Genomic DNA, 19,784 nt, shown 5'->3' with positions numbered 1-19,784 from the left:
GTTTAGGGTAAACGGCCGCGGCTGTCACATGGCAAGAGAGGAGCCGCCGGCCAGGGCCTCGACAAAGAGACGCATGGATTGCTCGTCGAAGGGCTTGTTCAAAAGCGGCACATGCCGCAGATCGGCCGGAAAATCGAGCGTATCGGAATAACCGCTGACGAAGCCGAAGGAAATGCCGCGTTCCATCAGCAATCTGGCAAAGCCGAAGCTCGTCGACTCTCCAAGATTCACGTCAAGCATCGCAAAATCATAATGTTCGGAATGGATCGCGTTGACCGCCTGTTCCAGATTCGAAGCAATCTCAATCTGCTGAATACCTACAAGACGAAGGATTTCCTCAGTCTCCATTGCAATAATGAGATTATCTTCCAGTATAAGCACGCGCTGAAACGTCATATCAGCGCCATCCCTGCACGTATGCGCCAGCTGGCGCAGCCCGTAAAAAGTCCCGCATCTATCCCTCCGGCGCCAATCATCGGCCCGTATTGAATGGATGGTTTGCCCCATCCGCCATGGCTCAGTCTCTTGTGACATGACTTTGCCTCCAACCCGCTTCGCACTTTTTGCACTGCGGCACTATGGGCTCGTCACCATGCTCCAATCGCTTTTGTCGCCGGGGTTAGTAAAAGGTGAAACTGGTAGAAAAGTGACGATAACAGTAATCTATGCTGATACAGTTATTGCCGGCATTTAAAAAAGACATGCGTTTGCTAAAAAGGCAGTGCCTAGATGAAGGGGCGCTTGCCCGAATCAAGACCGTCCCAGCCCGCAAGTTCTGCAAGCCCCTTCCCATCCAGAACCTCGCAGCCCCTCTCCTGCCAAAGGAGCAAACCTCGGGCCGCCAGCTTTTTCAAAGTCTTATTGGTATGGACGACGGAAAGGCCGAGTGTATCGGCGACATGCTGCTGCGTGATGGGGATAACCTTGCTGCCGTTGAAAAGGCGCAGAGTGCTGGCGCGCTGGTGCAGATATGCAATGAGATAAGCGGCCCGCTCCATCGCGGAACGGCGGCCGATGCTCAGCAGATGCTCATCGAGAATCCGCTCCTCACGCGATGCGATCCAGGTCAGATCATAGGCCAGCGAGGCATGAGAATTATAGAGCGTCATCAACTCCGTACGCTCGAAAACACAGAGCGATATCGGCGAGAGCGCTTCCGTCGAATGCTGCATCTCCCCCATGATCGACCCCTGCAATCCGATAAGATCGCCGGGCATCACGTAGTTCAGGATCTGGCGGCGGCCATCCTCCAGCGTCTTGTATCGAAAACCCCAGCCGGAGAGGATGGTGAAAAGGTGAGCGCTATGCGCGCCTTCGAGGAAGATCGTGGCACCGGCATCGACAAGAAGCTCACCCTTCTTGAAGCCGCTGATGAAATTCAGCTCGTCGCGCTCGAATTCCCGGAAATGCGGCAGTGATCTCAGCGGACATTGCTGGCAGGGCGTGCGTCGTCCATGCACCGTCGCTGCTGCCTTCGCCATGAAACACCCCTCAAGTTACAGCGGCAAACAGAATATGCCCAATAAGCCACTGTAATATTAAGCGTTGCAGGAACGCAAACTCTCGTCAATGCGGGAAGTCGAGGCCCATTTCCCGGAAGCGCTCGGGGTCGTCTCCCCAGTTTTCACGGACCTTCACGAAGAGGAAGAGGTGCACGGGCTGCTCCAGGATCGCGGAGAGTTCCTTGCGTGATGCGGTCGAGATCGATTTGATCGCTTCGCCGCCCTTGCCGAGAGCGATCTTCTTCTGGCTTTCGCGCTCGACATAGATCACCTGTTCGATGCGCACGGAGCCGTCCTTGCGCTCTTCCCACTTTTCCGTCTCGACATGCGAGGAATAGGGAAGCTCCTGATGCAGACGCAGAAACAGCTTTTCGCGGGTAATTTCGGCGGCAAGCTGGCGCATCGGCAGGTCGGAAATCTGATCTTCCGGATAATACCAGGGACCTTCCGGCAAGGTCTTCGCCAGATAATCCATGACGTCGTCGCAGCCGGAGCCGCTTTCCGCCGAGATCATGAAGGTCTGCTCGAAGGCGATCTTCTCATTGGCGGCGGCGGCAAGCGCCAGCAGGTCCTCACGGCGAACGCGGTCGATCTTGTTCAAGACGAGGATCTTCGGCTGGGAAACATCCTTCAGCCCTTCCAGGATGGTTTCGGCATCGCCGCGCAGACCACGCTCGCTGTCGATCAGCAGCATGATGAGATCGGCGTCCTTGGCGCCACCCCAGGCGGACGTCACCATGGCGCGATCAAGACGGCGGCGCGGCTTGAAGATGCCGGGCGTGTCCATGAAAACGATCTGCGCGTTGTTGTGAATGGCGATGCCGCGCACGATGGCGCGCGTCGTCTGCACCTTGTGGCTGACGATCGAGACCTTTGCGCCGACGAGCCGGTTGACGAGCGTCGACTTACCGGCATTGGTGGGGCCGATAAGGGCAACGAAGCCCGAATGCGTCGGGCCGATATGTTCAACCGCGCCGTCTTCGGCGGGCGTGTCCTGGTGATTGCTCATTTTCCACTATTCCCCGGCAGTCACTTCTCAGTCAACTGAGGCTGCCAAATACCTTCGCGCTCCAGGATCCGTGTCGCCGCCATCTGTTCGGCCGCACGCTTGGAGCGTTCTATTCCCGTTTCAGGCGCCGTTCCCTTGACTTCCACGGTCACCGTAAAGCGAGGATCATGATCCGGTCCGCTGCGATCATCAACCCTGTAGACCGGGGTGACGCCGAATTTCGCATGCGCCCACTCCTGCAACTCCGTCTTGGCGTCGCGCCTTGCGCCCTCCGGCCGGATGGCGCGGCGCTCCCAGAAGCGCAGGATGAAGGCACGGGCGACTTCAAGTCCGCCATCCAGATAAAGTGCCGCAATCAGGCTTTCGACGACATCGGCGCGCACGTTCAGCATCCGCTTGCCCGTCAGCTTCTTCACGTCGGCGCCGGTGCGGATATAGAGATGCAGCTCCATCTCATCGGCAACTTCGGCACAGGTTTCGGCGCTCACGAGCTGGTTGAGGCGAACCGAAAGCTCGCCTTCCGTTGCCGCACCGAAGGTCTTGAAAAGCAATTCCGCGATACAGAGGCCGAGAACACGGTCGCCGAGAAATTCCAGCCGCTCGTAGTTGCCCGTCTTGTGCGTACGCGCGCTGGCATGGGTCAGCGCGCGGTCGAGACGCTCCTTCTCGGCGAATTCGTGGCCGATAACGACCTCAAGCCTGGCACGATCCGCCTGGGAGAGCGTCTGTGCCTTCGTCATTCGACAACCTTGAAAATACGGTCCCAACGCATATTGGTCGGCCATTTCCAGATTTCACGGAACGAGGTGTCGTGACCCACGAGAAGAAAATGACGCTGGCACGGCCGATCAGGTTCTCAGCGGGGACATAGCCGACATCGAAACGGCTATCGTCGGAATTGTCGCGATTGTCGCCCATCATGAAGTAATGGGCCGGCGGAACGACATATTCCTGGGTGTTGTCGCCACGCGAATTCGGCGAAAGATCCAGCGTGTCGAAGACCTTGCCAGTATCGGGCAGACGTTCGCTGTAGACGGCGATATGGTCACCCGGCTCCTGGCTGTAGTCGGACGAGAAGGTGCCATGCGGCTCGCGCGGAACAGCCTGGCCGTTGATATAGAGAATGTCGTTCTTGACCTGGATGCGGTCGCCCGGCAGGCCGATCACGCGCTTGATGTAATCGACATCCGGATTCGGCGGGAAGCGGAAGACCACGACATCGCCACGCTTCGGCTCGCTGCCCAAAATGCGGCCGCTGAACAGATCGGGCGAGAACGGCAGCGAGTACTTCGAGTAGCCGTAGGCGAACTTGTTGACGAAGATATAGTCCCCGACAAGAAGCGTCGGCATCATCGAGCCGGACGGAATGGTGAATGGCTGAAAGAGAACCGTGCGGATGATCATGGCCAGGACGAGCGCCTGAACGATGACCTTAATGTTCTCCCACAGGGCGTTCTGCTGTTTTACGGCTTTCTCGGACACGCAGTCTTGTTCCTTTTTCGCACCCCACCGGCGCACTTATATTCAGGCACTGTCTACTCGCTTCATATCATCGCGGCAATGGCGCGGGTGCCAAAAGCGACATACAGTCATGATTCAGGCATCCACCGGCAGCGCTTCGATAATCACAAAGGCCTGAGCAAGAGGAAAATCATCCGTTATCGTCAAATGAATGGCAGCGCGGTGATTTACCGGCAACATGGAAACCAGCCTTTCTGCGGCACCGCCGGTCAATTGCATGGTCGGCTTTCCACTTGGCAGATTGACGACGCCCATGTCGCGCCAGAAGACGCCCTGCGCCAATCCTGTACCCAAGGCCTTGGAGCAGGCTTCTTTGGCAGCAAAGCGCTTGGCATAGGAGGCCGCCTTGTTCTTGCGGCGCTCGGACTTTGCGCGCTCGATTTCGGTAAAGCAGCGATCGATGAACCGAGTGCCGAAGCGCTCGATCGTCTTTTCCACACGACGGATGTCGATGAGATCACTGCCTATGCCGATAATCATGGGAAGGCCCTCCTGACGGCCCGGACAAGGTCAAGTCTGGGTCAGACGCTCGATGCGTTCTCGGCAAGCGCCAGCCGCTCGCGGGCGCGCTCCATAAGGCGCTCCTTGCGGCGGGTCTTGAAGGTCTTCACACCATAATAGGTCAGCGCGTAGACAATCACGCCCGTCACGATGGCAGGTGGAATGCCACCGATCAGCATCGGCTTCAACACCGGATCCCAAATTTGCGAGAGATCGCCCTTGTGCCAAAGCGCGGGCAGATCGATGCTTCCGCCCTGGCCGCCGCTATCGCGTGACAGGATCAGATGGCCGATCTCCCAAGTCAGGGCCCAGATGAAGGGGTAGGTAATCGGATTGCCGGCGGCCAGACAGCCTAGCGCCGAAGCGATGACATTGCCGCGGATCAGATATGCGATGATGATCGCCATGACGAAATGTACGCCAATGAACGGTGTCCAGGACACGACAATACCTGCGGCGAAGCCGGCCGCGACCGAATGCGGCGATGCGGCAAGGCGAACGAGGCGCTTGCCGAAATATTGGAACGAGCGGATGAAGCCCTTGCGGGGCCAAAGGTGCTCCCGCAGTTTTTCCTTGAATGTCAGTGGTTTTCGGCGGCGAAACAGCATGCGGCTTATCTAGTGCAACGGGGGCCGTCATGACAAGAGCGGCCAGGCGTATCATGCACCGATTAAGAACCGAAAGTACGGCTCTTTTTTGGAACGTCAGCTGCTATTGAAGCAGAAAGTGGACGTTCCTCTTTAGCGGCGGGCAGCAATCCCGCAAGATCGGGATGCTCCAAAGGGCGCAACAACGACGCGCCCCTCCTGGTCTTTCAAGTATTAACGGCTATTAACGCGTGCGGAACAAACCGCGGTCGACCTGACGCTGACGATATTCAAGGTCAAAACGGTCATGCGAACCATTCAGATAAGCCATTTCGCGTTCTTCAACACTCGGAACACGCAGGGCACGGGCGATTTTCTTGATCGGGCTAAACATTATCTTCTCTCATTTCAGTTTCGTTTCTTCGATGACCAGAAGATAGGCGCAACAAAGGTTAATTACCACCGCTTTGAAATATACGCAGCCATGCGCATGACGCATATCTACCCGGAAATGCGCTCGAATTTGGTCATAAAATGATCACAAAATATGCAGCATGCTTTGAGATCGGCCGACATCACTCGTAGAGGCGCTTTACCGTCGCAATGCAATCGAGTTCCTTGAGCTGCACCAGAAGCTGATTGAGCTGGCGCAAATCCCAGACTTCGACGTCGAGGGCCATTTCGGTGAAATCGGCCGCAACCCGAACGGTATTGAGCACGCGAATGTTGACGTCGACGTCCGCTACGGTCTGCGCCACCTTTGCAAGCGTGCCCGGCTCGTTGAGAGCATTGATCAGGATTCGGGCGGCAAAGCGGGACTTGTTGGCTTCGTCCAGATCCCAGCGCACATCGATCCAGCGCTCGGGCTCGTCGTCGAACCGCTGCAGGACCGGGGACTGGATGGGATATATGGTGATGCCCTTGCCCTTTTCCATGATGCCGACGATGCGGTCGCCAGGAACCGCGCCGGTCGGCGCGAAATGCACCTCGACGTTCGAGGAAATGCCGCGGATCGGCGGCGCATCGATATCGGCGCCATCGGAAACCTCGGCCTTGTTCTTGCCGGGGATCTTGAAGATCATGCCCGAGGCGCTGCGAACGTTGAACCAGCCCTCGTCGCCGGCAGGCTTGACCGTCACGCGTTCGTCTTGATGATCCGGGTAGACCGCCCGCAAGACATCGAGCGACGACATCTCCCCTCGCCCGACAGCGGCGATCGCATCCTCGACATCCTTCTGGCCGAGGCGATGCAGGGCAGGCTTCAGGGCATCGCGCGAGAAGACCTTGCCGGCACGCTCGAAAGTGCGCTCCAGAATGCGGTGGCCGAGGCCGGCATATTGCTTGCGGATGGCAAGCCGGGTTGCGCGGCGAATGGCGGCACGTGCCTTGCCGGTGACCACGATTTCTTCCCAGGCGGCCGGCGGCACCTGCACGCCCGAGCGGATGATCTCGACTTCATCGCCGTTGTTCAGCCGCGTAACGAGCGGCATGATGCGGCCATTGATCTTGGCGCCGACCGTGGTGTCACCGATATTCGTATGGACGGCATAGGCAAAGTCGATCGGCGTCGCGCCGCGCGGCAGGGCGATCAGCTTGCCCTTGGGCGTGAAGCAGAAGACCTGGTCCTGGAACAGCTCAAGCTTCGTGTGCTCGAGGAACTCTTCCGGGCTGTCGCCCTCGGCCAAAGCCTCGATCGTATGGCGCAGCCAGGAATAGGCGTTGCTTTCCCGCGACAGGAGCTCACCATCCGCACCATTGCCGTTGCTATTCGTGCCGTCCTTGTAGAGCGTATGGGCGGCGATGCCGAATTCGGCGATCTCATGCATGCGCTTCGTGCGGATCTGCAACTCGATGCGCTGGCTGGAAGGGCCGACGATCGTCGTGTGCAGCGAGCGATAATCGTTCTGCTTCGGCGTCGAGATATAGTCCTTGAAGCGGCCGGGAACGACGCGCCAGCGGGTGTGGACGATGCCGAGCGCCCGATAGCAGGACGGAATATCGTCGACGAGAAGACGGAAGCCGTAGATATCGGAAAGCTGCTCGAAAGAGAGCGACTTCGACTGCATCTTGCGGAAGACCGAATAGGGCTTCTTCAGCCGGCCCTTGACCATGGCGTTGGCCAAGCCGTTGGCAACAAGCAGATCGCGCAGTTCGGTCTCGATCTTCTTGACCAGCCCTTCATTACGGCGCGACAGCTCCTCCAGGCGCTTGGTGACGGTATCATGCGCTTCCGGATTGATATGGCGGAAGGAGAGCTCCTCCAGCTCCTCGCGCATGTCCTGCATACCCATGCGGCCGGCGAGCGGCGCATAGATTTCCATCGTCTCCTCAGAAATGCGCGCGCGCTTTTCCGGTGACATGTGATCGAGCGTGCGCATATTGTGCAGGCGGTCGGCAAGCTTGACCAGAAGCACGCGTACGTCGTCGGAAATGGCAAGCAGCAGCTTGCGCAGGTTTTCGGCCTGCTTGGCCTTCTTGGTGACGAGATCCAGCTTCTTGATCTTCGTCAGGCCCTCGACCAGGCGACCGATGTCCTCGCCGAACATCTCGTCGATTTCGGCGCGCGTCGCCGTCGTATCCTCGATCGTATCGTGGAGAAGAGCGACTGCGATGGTCGATTCATCCAGACGCATATCCGTCAGGATCGCAGCAACTTCGAGAGGATGGGAAATATAGGGATCGCCGCTGGCACGTTTCTGCTGGCCATGCTTCTGCATCGCATAAACATAGGCTTTGTTGAGAAGAGCTTCGTTGGCATCGGGCTTGTATTTCTGCACGCGCTCAACAAGCTCGTATTGCCGCATCATTCCGAAGCTACTCCCGCAAAAACAAAAGCGCGCCAGTCATCTGACCGGCGCACGCATCTTGCCATCATATCGCTCCTGCCCGGAGCATCAAGATCGACGATCAGTAATCGTCGCTTTTTTCCGGCGGAACCAGACCTTCGATGCCGGCCAGAAGTTCTTCTTCCGACATCTGGTCGAAAGTAACGGCTTCAGGAGCGTCTTCTTCCTCTTCGCTGGTGGTGGAAGCACCTGCTGCCAGGAGGCTTGCCGGATCGGGCTCAGGCTCATCCACTTCGACATGCTTCTGCAGCGAATGGATCAGGTCTTCCTTGAGATCATCAGGCGACAGGGTCTCGTCGGCGATTTCGCGTAGCGCGACGACCGGGTTCTTGTCGTTATCGCGGTCGATGGTGATCGAGGATCCCTGCGAGATCAGGCGGGCGCGGTGGCTGGCGAGCAGCACGAGCTCGAACCGGTTCTCTACTTTATCAATGCAATCTTCTACTGTGACACGGGCCATTGCCTGTCCTTTGCGGTCGTGATGTCGTCATCATGTCTCGGAGTAGCACGCCGATACAAGCAAACGATGGCAAATTCAAGTTTTTCCTGTTTCAGCGCCTTTGCAGCCCCCGGGAAAGTGCTAAAATTCCCCTAGACAAACGGCGATTTCCACCTGAAGTTGCTTGGAATATCCCATTGCGTGCCCTAAATCTCGGTTATATGAATAATTCATAAAGTAATACGAATTATTCTGCAACGCCTTACAAGGCATTGTTTTAGCTAGCGTTTGAATGAAGTGATTACGTTTTTATAACAGTGGATAAGTAAGCAATGTTTGACCCACGCGAAAAAATTGCACTCTTTATAGATGGCGCCAATCTCTACGCTGCATCCAAGAGCCTCGGCTTCGATATCGATTACCGCAAGCTGCTGAAGGCATTTCAAAAACGCGGCTATCTGCTGCGGGCCTATTATTATACCGCACTCATCGAAGATCAGGAATATTCCTCCATCCGCCCGCTGATCGATTGGCTCGACTATAACGGCTACAAGGTCGTCACCAAGCCGGCCAAGGAATTCACGGATTCCATGGGACGCCGCAAGATCAAGGGCAACATGGACATCGAGCTGGCGATCGACGCCATGGAGCAATCCGAGACCGTCGACCATCTGGTGATCTTTTCCGGCGACGGCGACTTCACGACCCTCGTGGAAGCCCTCCAGCGCCGCGGACGCAAGGTTTCTGTGATCTCGACCATGTCGACCCAGCCGCCGATGATCGCCGACGATCTGCGCCGCCAGGCCGACCATTTCATCGACCTTGTCTCGCTGAAGGCCGAGATCGGCCGTGAAGCCTCGGAACGGCCCCCGCGCGCGCACGAGGGAGGTCACGCCGCTGCGGAATCCGAGGAATAGTTAGGGACTGTATTAGACGGGTTCGCTGCACGCGGCAGAAAGCGTTTCGCGTTTGCCGCGGCAAGCCGGCCCTTCGCTAGGGCATCCTGAGCCTGCCGAAGGGGCGTTCGTCGCTGCAATCGATTCATGCGCAGCTGTCTTTGCCCAGGGATAGTTGCGCGCGGTGGAAGCATTTTGCGTTTGCCGCGACAGCCGGCCCTTCGCTAAGGCTCAGGGCGTTCGTCGCTGCAATCGTTTCATGCGCAGCTGTCTTTGCCCAGGGATTGCGCGCGGTGGAAGCATTTTGCGTTTGCCGCGACAGCCGGCCCTTCGCTAGGGCTCAGGGCGTTCGTCGCTGCAATCGATTCACTGGATCGATTGCTCGGGCGTTGCCCGATCGCTCCTCACCTTCACCCATTGTCCTTGAGCAGGCGGCTCTTCTGCCTGTTCCAATCGCGTTCCTTCTCGGATTCGCGCTTGTCATGCAGCTTCTTGCCCTTGGCGAGAGCCAATTCCAGCTTGGCGCGGCCCCGGTCGTTGAAATAGATTTTCAACGGCACCAAGGTCATGCCTTCACGGTTGATCGCCGAACGCAGCCGGCCAATTTCGCGGCTGGAAAGCAGCAGCTTGCGGCGACGGCGCGGCTCGTGATTGAAGCGGTTCGCCTGCAGGTATTCCGGCAGATACGAGTTGATCAGCCAGATTTCGTCGCCTTCGTCCGAAGCGTAGGATTCGGCGATATTGGCCTTGCCTTCACGCAGCGACTTGACCTCGGTGCCCATCAGCACGAGACCAGCCTCATAGGTATCGATGATCTCGTAGTTGAAGCGGGCCTTGCGGTTTTCCGCCACGACCTTGTTCACCACGCGCTGGCTGCCTTTGGGTGCCATAATTCTTCTTCTTTTCCTGCGTCGTTCCGGCGGCAACCAGAGGTGCGCCACATCCTGGTTCCTAAATAAGCGAGACCGCCCTCCTTGTGAAGAGAGCGGTCCGGCAGAGTTTGGCAATGGCCTCGAATAGCGTCAGTTCAAGAGGCCGGCATGGCGCAGGGCCGCATCGATCGCAGCCTCCGTGCCCGGCTCCAGGGTCGAAAGCAGCGGTGAGCGCACATTGCGGCTCATGCGGCCAAGCCGGGAGAGGCCGTATTTGGCGCCACAAAGGCCTGGCTCGAGGAAGATCGCCTTGTGCAGCGGCATCAATCGATCCTGATAGTCCAGAGCCCTGGCATAGTCACCGGCGAGTGTCGCCGCCTGGAATTCGGCGCAAAGACGCGGTGCGACGTTGGCGGTGACCGAGATGCAGCCGACGCCGCCATGGGCGTTGAAGCCGAGCGCCGTGGCATCCTCGCCGGAAAGCTGGCGGAAATCGCGGCCGCAGCTAATACGCTGTTCGGAGACGCGTTCGATCTTGCCGGTCGCATCCTTGACACCAACAATATTGGAATAGGATTTGGCAAGCGCGCCCATCGTCTCCGGCGTCATGTCGACAACCGAACGGCCGGGAATGTTATAAATATAGATCGGCAGCTTTACTGCCTCCGCGATCGCAGCGAAATGCGCGTAAAGCCCCTTCTGGGTCGGCTTGTTGTAGTAGGGCGTGACGACAAGAACCGCATTGGCGCCAACCTTTTCGGCATGCTGCGCCAGCTCGATCGCCTCGCGGGTATTGTTCGAACCCGCGCCCGCCATGACAGGGACCCGCTTATTGGCGATCTCGATGCAGAGCTCGACGACGCGCTTGTGCTCGTCATGCGACAGGGTCGGCGATTCACCCGTCGTACCCACGGGCACCAGTCCCTTGCTGCCCTCTTTTATCTGCCAGTCGACATGCGAGGCGAAGGAAGCCTCATCCACCTTGCCGGCGTCAGTAAAGGGCGTAACGAGAGCGGGAATGGATCCCTGGAACATGCAAGTCTCCTAGCGGTGCGGCATTCATGCTTCAGCCGCAATCCATGGTTATGAATCCGCGCACCATAAAGCGCAGGCTTGACGGCGACAAGCACGCTTTGAATGGTAAAGGGCAGTTTCCGATATCATAATTGATTGAAATTCGGACCACCGGTAAGGTTTCGTTAATATTGCATTTGGCAAATGGAAGGGGCCTTTTGTTTTGTGAGTAGCCGGATGAAGAGACCTGTCATGATCTGGACCGCCGCGGGCTTGGCGGTCGCCTGGGGCGCCGTCGCCTCGCAACTTCCCGGCCAGCAGATACCGACGAGCGCCAACGCCTATGTCGCCATGGCGCCGGATCCCATGAGCACGGCCGCGATCCCGCGCAGCGGCGCTATCGCGCCTGTCAGCGGCGACCTGAAGGCAGGCCTAGACGCCCTTTCCAACAAGAACCCGATGCAGGCGCTCGCCATTCGCAATGGCATGGGGGAAGGCACGCTCGACCGCCATATCCTGACCTGGGCAATCGCCACTTCAGGCCAGCCCGGTATTCCCTCCGGCGAGATTGCCGCCGCCGCGCGTGAGCTTGTCGGCTGGCCGGGGCTTGGTAGCCTGCGCGCCAATTCCGAGCGGGCGCTTTACACGGAAAATCCGGCGACGGATCAGGTCCTGGCCGCCTTCGGCAACTCGCAGCCGGAGACCGTAGAAGGCAGCATCGTCCTCTCACGTGCTCTTATGGCGCGCGGCGCGTCGGCGCAGGCCGGAAGGCTGATCCGCAAGATCTGGCGCGATGAGCCATTGGACAAGCCTCTTGAGGACAAGATCCTTGCGGAATTCGCCAGCCTGCTTTCGCCTGCCGATCACAAGGCCCGCATGGATTATCTGCTTTACCGCGACCGGACGGCACAGGCCAAACGCTTCGGCGACCTCGGCAAGGCGCAATCGCTCTACAAGGCGTGGGCGGCCGTCAATGACCGCTCGCCGAAAGCCGAAGCTCTGATTGCGGGCGTCGATGCGCAATCGCGCAAGGACCCTGCCTATCTCTTCATGCGGATCGAGAACCTGCGCCGCCAGAACAAATATGACGATGCCGCCAGTCTTCTGGCGCAGATGCCGAAAGACCGCAGCGTGCTTGTCAGCCCCGGCGCATGGTGGGCCGAGCAGCGCATCGTCAGCCGCGGACTGGTGGATCAGGGTGAATTCAAGGCTGCCTATCGCATCGTCGACGCCAGCGTTGCGGAAAGCCCGCAGGATATCGGCGAGGCCGAATTCCATGCCGGCTGGTACGCTCTGCGCGGCTTGCAGGACGGCGCAAACGCGTCAGCCCATTTCCGCAAGATCCTGCAGGTCTCGAACGGCCCGATCTCGCAATCGCGCGGCTGGTATTGGCTCGGCCGGGCAGCAGAGGCGGGCGGACCGGGTAAGGCTGCCGATTTCTATGCGAAGGCCGCCTCCTATCCGAGCACTTTCTACGGCCAGCTTGCCGCTGAGAAGCTTGGCCGCCGGACCCTTGATGTCACCTATCCCTCGCCCTCGGCTACGGACCGCCAGCGCTTCCAGACACGCGAGGCGGTGCAGGCGATTTCCAGGCTTGAGGCGGCCGGGCACGGATGGCGTGCCGACTCACTCTATCGCGCTCTCGCCAAACAGCTGGATAGCCCCGGCGAAGTCGCCATGCTGACCGCCCGCGCCGAGCGTTCCGGCAATCACCAGCTTTCGCTGCAGATCGGCAAGATCGCCTATGGGCGCGGCATCGACGTCGCAGCCCTCGCCTTCCCGATCGGCGTCATTCCGGACAACGCCAATATTTCGGGCTCGGGCAAGGCACTCGCCTATGCCATCGCCCGGCAGGAAAGCGCCTTTAATCCGGCCGCCGTTTCCTCTGCCAATGCCCGCGGCCTGCTGCAGTTGCTGCCGAAGACGGCAAAGGCCGTTGCCGGGCGGCACGGCATAACCTATTCCGCCGACAAGCTGACGCAGGATGCCGGCTATAACGCCACGCTCGGCGCCCATTATCTCGGCGAGCAGATCGACACCTTCGGCGGATCTTACATCCTGACCTTCATCGCCTACAATGCCGGGCCGAACAAGGTGCCGGAATGGATCAGCCGCTATGGCGATCCGCGCGGCAAGTCGCTCGACGACGTGATCGACTGGATCGAGCGCATTCCCTTCCCGGAGACCCGCAACTACGTGCAGCGCGTGATGGAGAACTATCAGGTCTACAAGGCGCGACTGGGGCAGAAAGCCGACATCGTACACGATCTGATAAGCGGTCGCGGCTAGCCGGTAACCCCAGTTGTGCGTGCTGCGGAAATGCCGTTACATCCCTCGCGATATCCGAAACTTGAGGGAGTGATACATGCGCAGCGACGATGAAAGCGGCTTCCTTGCCAGAACGATCGCGGCCGAGGACGGTTTAAAGCTTTATGTGCGGGATTATGTCTGCAGCGAAGCGACGGCGCACAACCGGCCGCCTGTCTTCTGCCTGCCGGGACTAACACGCAACTCGCGCGATTTTCACCAGTTGGCGCTGCTTCTATCGCAGGATTCCTTACGCCCACACAGGGTGATTACACTCGACGCCCGCGGACGTGGCCTATCCGAACGAGATCCCGACAAGTCCCACTACAATCTCGCTGTCGAAGCGCGGGACGTCCTGACCGTTTGCGCCGCTCTGGATATCTCGCAAGCCATCTTCATCGGCACCTCGCGCGGCGGGCTGGTTCTGCATATGATTGCGGCCAGCCGACCGGACATCCTAAAAGCGGTCGTTCTCAACGATATTGGCCCTGTGCTGGAGAAGACGGGGCTCGCAGATATTCGCGACTATCTAAATCGCGACCGGAAGCCCGCCAGTTGGAGCGAGGCGGTCGAGATCCTGCGAGAGAACCATGGCAATGCCTTTATCGCGCTTGGCGAAGAAGACTGGCAAGACATGGCGCGAGCGATCTACGCGATAGCCGACGATAAACCCGTCGCCGATTACGATCCCGCTATTGCCGCGCAAATGCAGGCGCTCGACCTGGAATCGCCGATTCCCGATCTATGGACGCAGTTCCAAGGATTTCAGGGCATTCCGCTGATGGTGATTCGCGGCGAGAATTCGAAGCTGCTGACGCAATCCACGACCGATGAAATGGCAAAGCGCCATCCGGGCATCGTCGTTAAAATCGCCGGCGGACAAGGACACGCTCCTATCCTGCACCTCGGCGACATTCCGGAGGCGATCGGCGCTTTCATCTCGGAGCTTTGAGGACGAAGCCCGAAATCGTTCAGTCCTAATGAAACAAGAAGGCCCGGTGGGAAACCGGGCCTTCCCTCTTCCGATCGGAGGTCTGATCGGAAGATCTGTCAAATTCGATTCGGCGACCGAATTAGAAGGTGCGCTGGAAGCGCAGGATACCAGCCCAGGTGTCCTTGTTGACGGCGTCATAGTTGACGTAGGTCACTTCCGGCTCGATCAGCAGGTCCTTGACGGGGTTGAACTTGACGTTCGTCGTTGCAGCGAAAGTCTTCAGATCGTCGTAGGAAAGCTGCAGGTTCCACTTCAGCTTGTCGTTGATCGGAACGCCAACGCCGCCCCATACGGCCCAGTCACCCCAGCCAAGGCCAGCACCGCCAGCACCGGCATACTTGTTGAGCTTGTCGCCATCGGTGTTCCAGCCGCCCATAACGAAAGCGGTGAGAACGCCAAAGTCGGCATCGACGCGAGCCTTGACAGCGCCTTCTTCGACGATCGAGTCGTAGCCGCCGACGACGCGGAACTGCCAGGCGCCGGCCTTGTAGCCAACACCGGCAACAACGTCAGGCAGGTAGTGGTTCGTGCTGTCTTCGCCGTTGGCACCCTTGGCGCCAGCGCCCGAGTTGCTATCTTCAACCGAGATCACAGCCGTGAAGCCGTTGCCGGCGTCGTACTTGTAGGTGATCTGGTTCAGTTCGTCGGTGTTGTTGATGCCGTATTCGATCACGTCGTCGTTGATGACGTCGCCGGCGTAGCCGGTGAAGGTCGAGTAGACCGAATCAGCCTTACCGACGAGGAAGCCGCCGAGGCTGATGTTGGCCCAAAGCAGCTTGGTCGTGGTCGCGTTGCCGTCATTCCAGTCCCAACGAACAACGGTATTGGTCTTCAGCGGGCCGTATTCGGTATCGGTCGCGGTGTCGAGAGAGAGTTCAGCGCGGGTATGCCAGTAGGTACCGCGGCCGCCAGCGTCCTGGCCAGCCTTGTAGGCATTGTACCAGCCACCTTCGGTACGGACGCGGCCGCCGACCTTGAGGCAGGTTTCGGTGCCCGGGATGAAGAAGTAGCCTGCACCGTAAGCGTCGCAGATGCGGACGTATTCCAGCGGCTCGGGCTCGGCAGCGACGATCGCGTCAGCCGCATGAGCACCGGATACTGCTGCCAGCGCAGCAGCGGAGCCGAGAAGAAGGCTCTTGATGTTCATAGTAACTCCAGTTTCAATATCAATTAGGTATGAGAAATCACATCGCAAAAAACGACGCGCCCTACCCCACCTAGCTTTAAAAGTTGACCCCTGATCTGGGAGAACCAAGACGCTAAGTCTTGCTTCCGATTTGGAACCTACAGATCGTTTTTTTCAGAGCAATATCAGAGGGAAACTATGAACAATTGTGACAGCTGTTTCAAAAGAGTGCGTTGCACAAAAATCACGTCGCAAATCTGTCATACTTCCGAAGCACCCGGAGCGAACTCTAAAATTGCATGAAAAGAACTTTCGCGCGATAGGCAATATCCGCAGAGAAAAATGCGCCATACCAAGATGGTCGCGTCTATCTTCAAGATCAGAAAGAAATGCCGCTGCCGATAACGCAAAAAGCCCGGCCTTTCGACCGGGCTTTTCCTCACCGAAGTGAGAAATCTCATATGACCGAAGTCAAATCAGATTAGAACGAGCGCTCGAAGCGAAGGATACCAGCCCACTGGTCCTTGTTGATGGAGTCCCAGTTGGTGTAGGAGACTTCCGGCTCGATGAGCAGGTTCTTGACCGGGTTCCACTTGACGTTCGTGGTAGCGGCGAAGACCTTGGAGTCGGTGTAAGCGAGCTGCAGGTTCCACTTCAGCTTTTCGTTGACCGGTACGCCAACGCCACCCCAGACAGCCCAGTCGCCCCAGCCGATGCCTTCACTGCCTGCACCAGCGTACTTGTTGAGCTTGTCGCCGTCGGTGTTCCAGCCGCCCATCAAGAAGGCCGAGAATACGCCGAAGTCAGCGTCTACACGAGCCTTGATGGCGCCTTCTTCGACGATCGAGTCGTAACCGCCAACGACCTTGAAGGACCATGCGCCAGCCTTGTAACCAGCACCGGCAACAACGTCAGGCAGGTAGTGGTTGGTGCTGTCTTCGCCGTTTGCGCCAGTTGCGCCAGCGCCCGAGTTGCTGTCTTCAACCGAGATCACAGCCGTGAAGCCGTTGCCGGCGTCGTAGTTGTAGGTGATCTGGTTCAGTTCGTACGGGCCGTCATAGACCACGTCGTCGTTGATGACGTCGCCGGCGTAGCCGGTGAAGACGTTGAACTGCGAGTCTTCCTTACCAACGGTGAAACCGCCGAGGCTGATGCTGGCGTGCAGCAGGTTGGTCGACGTCGCGTTGCCGTCATTCCAGTCCCAACGCATTTCGGTGTTGGTCTTCAGCGGGCCGTATTCGGTGTCGGTTGCCGTCTGCAGCTGCAGCTCAGCACGCGTGTGCCAGAGAGTGCCATTGTGGCTGTCTGCGTCGTAAGCATCGTACCATTTGCCTTCGGTACGAACCTTACCGCCGATCTTGAGGCAGGTTTCGGTGCCCGGGATGAAGAAGTAACCAGCACCGTATGCGTCGCAGATGCGAACGTATTCCAGCGGCTCGGGCTCAGCAGCGACGATTGCGTCAGCCGCGTGAGCGCCGGATACTGCTGCAAGCGCAGCAGCGGAGCCGAGAAGAAGGCTCTTGATGTTCATATTGACCTCCAGTCAAAGTTTTATCTCGAGAATGAGAACTACCCGAAGGCATTCCCTGCCCCATCCTCGTGTTTCAAGAAGTGGACGATCAATCGCCCTCGCTTCCGAGAGTGAAAATACAAGACGCGGCCTGTCACGCAATCGACATCTTCTCCGAAAGGGGGATTTGCGTAAGCCTTCCGCAATTCCTGTTGCTGAAAGGACACAAGTCGGCGACACGGTGGCCGCATTTATTTAGACTTCGTTAAGAAACGTCTTAATCTACGGGTACTTACGCCAACGGCTGGAATAGCTTCAGTCAGCTGGAAAAAGGCGGGGAAATGGCCATTCCATGGCTAACCGGCGGATTTTTGCGCGGTCCGGCAAGCTCTTTGCGGCACTGGCCTCGCTTCGTCGCCGGACAAATAGCCACTTGTGACTTCCACCCGCGTCCCAAAACGAAGCAAGGACGCGGGTGATTCCAGGATGAGCGATTCGGACAAGTGCAGGCAGCCATTGGAAAAGGAAGGGCCGCTGAGTACCAAACACCGCTCCGAACCATCATTTCCTTCGATAGAGGATCATCCCGGCGTGATGGAGCACGCCATTGATAAAGTCACCGTCTGCGGTGAAACCGGTGTCGTCCCAGTAGTCGATATGATCCCCAGTCAACACGTAGCGCCCCTGATAGGCACGCTCACGGCTACCCCGCGCCTCGATATAGCGGCCGTTCGGCAGGAGTTCATGGCGGATATGACCGTCTGCAGTCACCCACATGCCGGCGTAAGCGCGAGTCGGTTTCTTCATTTGGATTCGATCCTCGGAAAGTGCGGGCGAAGCGAACAGGATGCCTGCCAGGATGAGAGCAAGGGAGCGGATCAATGCGCCGCCCGCGTCGGGCGAACGACGATTTCATTGACATCGACATCATCGGGCTGCTCGACGGCGAAGCGCACCGCCCGACCGATGGCATCGGGAGTCAGCGCAATGGCTCGATAGGATTTCATCGCTTCGGCTGCCACCGGATCGGTGATCGTGTCGGCCAGCTCACTCTCGACGACGCCCGGATGGATGCAGGTGACCCGGATATCGCGGCATTCCTGCCGCAGCCCATCGGAGATCGCCCGAACGGCATACTTGGTCGCGCAATAGACGGCGGCGGTCGGAGAGACAGCCAGCGCCCCGATCGAGGCGATATTGATGATGTGGCCAGAACCACGCGCCGTCATTTCCGGCAGGACCGCCGCAATGCCGTGAAGCACGCCCTTGATGTTAACGTCGACCATTCTGTCCCATTCCTCGACCTTCATCGAGGCCATTAGGGAAAGCGGCATGATGCCGGCATTATTGACGATCACATCGACGCCACCCCACGCCAGGCGTGCCGCCTCTGCAAAGGCAGCTACGTCAACCCTGTCGGTGACATCGAGCCGGCGGGTCATGACCGTGCCGCCCTTTTCCCGCATCTCGGCCGCCAATGCTTCCAATCTGTCGATGCGCCTGGCGCCCAGCATGATCCTTGCGCCGGCAGAAGCGAGTTCGCAGGCGATGCCCGCGCCGATACCGCTGGAGGCACCGGTGATGAGGATCACTTTGTCGATAGGCATTCAATCACTCCTTCTTATGTGAACAGTTCTCTTCCAGAAGCGGATACGAGAAGGATACAGCGCATCATTGTCGTGATAAGACATCCATTCAGTGACAGCTTGGAAAGTAAAAGTTACCAATGTGGCCTGATCTCAATGCCCTCTCCGTCTTCATCCTGGTCGCTCAGGAGCGCAATTTTCGCGCCGCTGCCGATAGGCTCGGCGTCACCCGCTCGGCAGTCAGCCAGACGATCCGGCGATTGGAGGAGAGCATGGGCATCGCGCTGCTGCAGCGCACAACCCGCAGCGTCAGCCTGACCGAGGCTGGCGAACGGCTTTATGCGGACGTAGAGCCGGCAGTCTCGGACATACGCACCGCTATGGAAAAGACGGAGACTTTGCGCACCCAACCTCGCGGTCAATTACGGCTTGCCGTCTCGTCGATCGCGGAGCGTTTTCTCGCCGGCGACTTTCTCGCAGGCTTTGCGGAGGCCAGTCCCGAAATTCAGCTCGACATCACCGTCACGGACGAGGAATTCGACATCGTATCGGAAGGCTATGACGCGGGCGTCCGGCTTGGTGAAGTCATCGAGCAGGACATGATTGCCGTACCGGTCGCGGGTGACGAGCGGCAACTGGCCGTCTGTTCCCCGGCCTATCGCGACCGATTCGGCATCCCCCGGCATCCGAAAGAACTCTCGATGCATCGATGCATAGGCTGGCGATCCTCACCGACGGCTGTCCCTTACCGCTGGGAGTTTGCGGAGGAAGGCAAGGAATTTCGGGTGGAGGTCGCGCCGGAGGTGACAACGAATGACATGGGCGTGATGATCAGGCTGGCCGTCGCCGGAGCGGGAATCACTTTCGGAATGGAGGAAAGCTTTCGCGCCTTCATCGGCAAAAACGAACTGGTGCCGATCCTGGAGGAATATTGCCCCTATTTTCCGGGCTTCTACCTCTACTATCCCAACCGACGGAACATGGCTCCCAAGCTGCGCGCGCTCATAGCATATCTGAAGCGCTACGAAGGCTTTGCAGGCCGAAATTCCCGATAATAGCTGGCCTTGATCGGCT

At 58.5% G+C, this 19,784-nt stretch carries 19 protein-coding genes and 1 pseudogene; 4 read left to right on the top strand and 16 right to left on the bottom strand.

Going from position 1 to position 19,784, the window contains the following annotated elements; all coding sequences use genetic code 11:
• Nucleotides 1-24 precede the first annotated feature (24 nt).
• The 10 genes and pseudogenes from ACK83U_RS03990 to rpoZ form a co-directional block, all read right to left on the bottom strand.
• On the bottom strand, nt 25-396 hold the full coding sequence (locus tag ACK83U_RS03990; RefSeq protein WP_015339302.1) for a response regulator: 372 nt from the start codon (nt 394-396) through the stop codon (nt 25-27).
• A 329-nt stretch (nt 397-725) separates the two neighbouring features.
• Nucleotides 726-1,481, bottom strand: a complete 756-nt coding sequence (locus tag ACK83U_RS03985) for a Crp/Fnr family transcriptional regulator (RefSeq protein WP_112607375.1) — start codon at nt 1,479-1,481, stop codon at nt 726-728.
• Between the two features lie 85 nt (nt 1,482-1,566).
• On the bottom strand, nt 1,567-2,511 hold the full coding sequence (gene era, locus ACK83U_RS03980; protein ID WP_112607377.1) for a GTPase Era: 945 nt from the start codon (nt 2,509-2,511) through the stop codon (nt 1,567-1,569).
• Nucleotides 2,512-2,531: 20 nt separating this feature from the next.
• On the bottom strand, nt 2,532-3,251 hold the full coding sequence (rnc, locus tag ACK83U_RS03975) for a ribonuclease III (RefSeq protein ID WP_112337959.1): 720 nt from the start codon (nt 3,249-3,251) through the stop codon (nt 2,532-2,534).
• A pseudogene (gene lepB / locus ACK83U_RS03970) lies at nt 3,248-3,993 on the bottom strand (signal peptidase I). Before lepB ends, rnc begins: the two are co-directional and overlap by 4 nt.
• A gap of 114 nt (nt 3,994-4,107) precedes the next feature.
• Nucleotides 4,108-4,512 carry a holo-ACP synthase gene (acpS, locus tag ACK83U_RS03965; protein ID WP_112607379.1) on the bottom strand — a complete coding sequence of 135 codons (405 nt, stop codon included), beginning with the start codon at nt 4,510-4,512 and terminating at the stop codon, nt 4,108-4,110.
• A 41-nt stretch (nt 4,513-4,553) separates the two neighbouring features.
• Nucleotides 4,554-5,141 carry a DUF2062 domain-containing protein gene (locus ACK83U_RS03960; protein ID WP_112607381.1) on the bottom strand — a complete coding sequence of 196 codons (588 nt, stop codon included), beginning with the start codon at nt 5,139-5,141 and terminating at the stop codon, nt 4,554-4,556.
• A 223-nt stretch (nt 5,142-5,364) separates the two neighbouring features.
• Nucleotides 5,365-5,514: a DUF3563 family protein gene (locus tag ACK83U_RS03955; RefSeq protein WP_015339295.1), complete on the bottom strand. Its 150-nt coding sequence runs from the start codon at nt 5,512-5,514 to the stop codon at nt 5,365-5,367.
• Between the two features lie 181 nt (nt 5,515-5,695).
• Nucleotides 5,696-7,927: a RelA/SpoT family protein gene (locus ACK83U_RS03950; RefSeq protein ID WP_112337961.1), complete on the bottom strand. Its 2,232-nt coding sequence runs from the start codon at nt 7,925-7,927 to the stop codon at nt 5,696-5,698.
• Nucleotides 7,928-8,027: 100 nt separating this feature from the next.
• Entirely contained in the window at nt 8,028-8,426 is a 399-nt protein-coding gene (gene rpoZ / locus ACK83U_RS03945) for a DNA-directed RNA polymerase subunit omega (RefSeq protein WP_015339293.1), read from the bottom strand.
• A 311-nt stretch (nt 8,427-8,737) separates the two neighbouring features.
• Between rpoZ and ACK83U_RS03940 the strand changes: the two genes are divergently transcribed.
• On the top strand, nt 8,738-9,322 hold the full coding sequence (locus ACK83U_RS03940) for an NYN domain-containing protein (RefSeq protein ID WP_112607383.1): 585 nt from the start codon (nt 8,738-8,740) through the stop codon (nt 9,320-9,322).
• A 389-nt stretch (nt 9,323-9,711) separates the two neighbouring features.
• Here ACK83U_RS03940 and smpB read toward each other — a convergent pair whose 3' ends face one another.
• Nucleotides 9,712-10,191, bottom strand: coding sequence for an SsrA-binding protein SmpB (smpB, locus tag ACK83U_RS03935; RefSeq protein ID WP_015339291.1), 480 nt, complete (start codon nt 10,189-10,191; stop codon nt 9,712-9,714).
• Nucleotides 10,192-10,323: 132 nt separating this feature from the next.
• Nucleotides 10,324-11,208, bottom strand: a complete 885-nt coding sequence (dapA, locus tag ACK83U_RS03930; protein ID WP_112607385.1) for a 4-hydroxy-tetrahydrodipicolinate synthase — start codon at nt 11,206-11,208, stop codon at nt 10,324-10,326.
• A gap of 216 nt (nt 11,209-11,424) precedes the next feature.
• Here dapA and ACK83U_RS03925 point away from each other — a divergent pair, with 216 nt between their 5' ends.
• Entirely contained in the window at nt 11,425-13,476 is a 2,052-nt protein-coding gene (locus tag ACK83U_RS03925) for a lytic transglycosylase domain-containing protein (RefSeq protein WP_112607387.1), read from the top strand.
• Nucleotides 13,477-13,552: 76 nt separating this feature from the next.
• Nucleotides 13,553-14,446: an alpha/beta fold hydrolase gene (locus ACK83U_RS03920; RefSeq protein WP_112607389.1), complete on the top strand. Its 894-nt coding sequence runs from the start codon at nt 13,553-13,555 to the stop codon at nt 14,444-14,446.
• Nucleotides 14,447-14,567: 121 nt separating this feature from the next.
• Here the strand turns inward: ACK83U_RS03920 and ACK83U_RS03915 are convergent, their stop codons facing one another.
• The 4 genes from ACK83U_RS03915 to ACK83U_RS03900 all read right to left on the bottom strand — a co-directional run bounded on the left by ACK83U_RS03915 (nt 14,568) and on the right by ACK83U_RS03900 (nt 18,731).
• Nucleotides 14,568-15,635, bottom strand: a complete 1,068-nt coding sequence (locus ACK83U_RS03915; RefSeq protein WP_112607391.1) for a porin — start codon at nt 15,633-15,635, stop codon at nt 14,568-14,570.
• A 460-nt stretch (nt 15,636-16,095) separates the two neighbouring features.
• The gene (locus ACK83U_RS03910; RefSeq protein ID WP_112607393.1) at nt 16,096-17,145 is read right to left on the bottom strand and encodes a porin; all 1,050 of its coding nucleotides are present in this window, start codon (nt 17,143-17,145) and stop codon (nt 16,096-16,098) included.
• Between the two features lie 540 nt (nt 17,146-17,685).
• Nucleotides 17,686-17,970, bottom strand: a complete 285-nt coding sequence (locus ACK83U_RS03905; protein ID WP_246712072.1) for an Atu4866 domain-containing protein — start codon at nt 17,968-17,970, stop codon at nt 17,686-17,688.
• A 32-nt stretch (nt 17,971-18,002) separates the two neighbouring features.
• The gene (locus ACK83U_RS03900) at nt 18,003-18,731 is read right to left on the bottom strand and encodes an SDR family oxidoreductase (RefSeq protein ID WP_112607395.1); all 729 of its coding nucleotides are present in this window, start codon (nt 18,729-18,731) and stop codon (nt 18,003-18,005) included.
• 119 nt (nt 18,732-18,850) lie between these two features.
• Between ACK83U_RS03900 and ACK83U_RS03895 the strand changes: the two genes are divergently transcribed.
• On the top strand, nt 18,851-19,765 hold the full coding sequence (locus tag ACK83U_RS03895; RefSeq protein ID WP_112607397.1) for a LysR family transcriptional regulator: 915 nt from the start codon (nt 18,851-18,853) through the stop codon (nt 19,763-19,765).
• Nucleotides 19,766-19,784 lie beyond the last annotated feature (19 nt).

This window comes from Rhizobium sp. WW22 (assembly GCF_047041135.1).
GTDB lineage: Bacteria > Pseudomonadota > Alphaproteobacteria > Rhizobiales > Rhizobiaceae > Rhizobium.
Note: the sequence above shows the minus strand (reverse complement) of the source record. Positions and strands in the feature narration are given on the sequence as shown.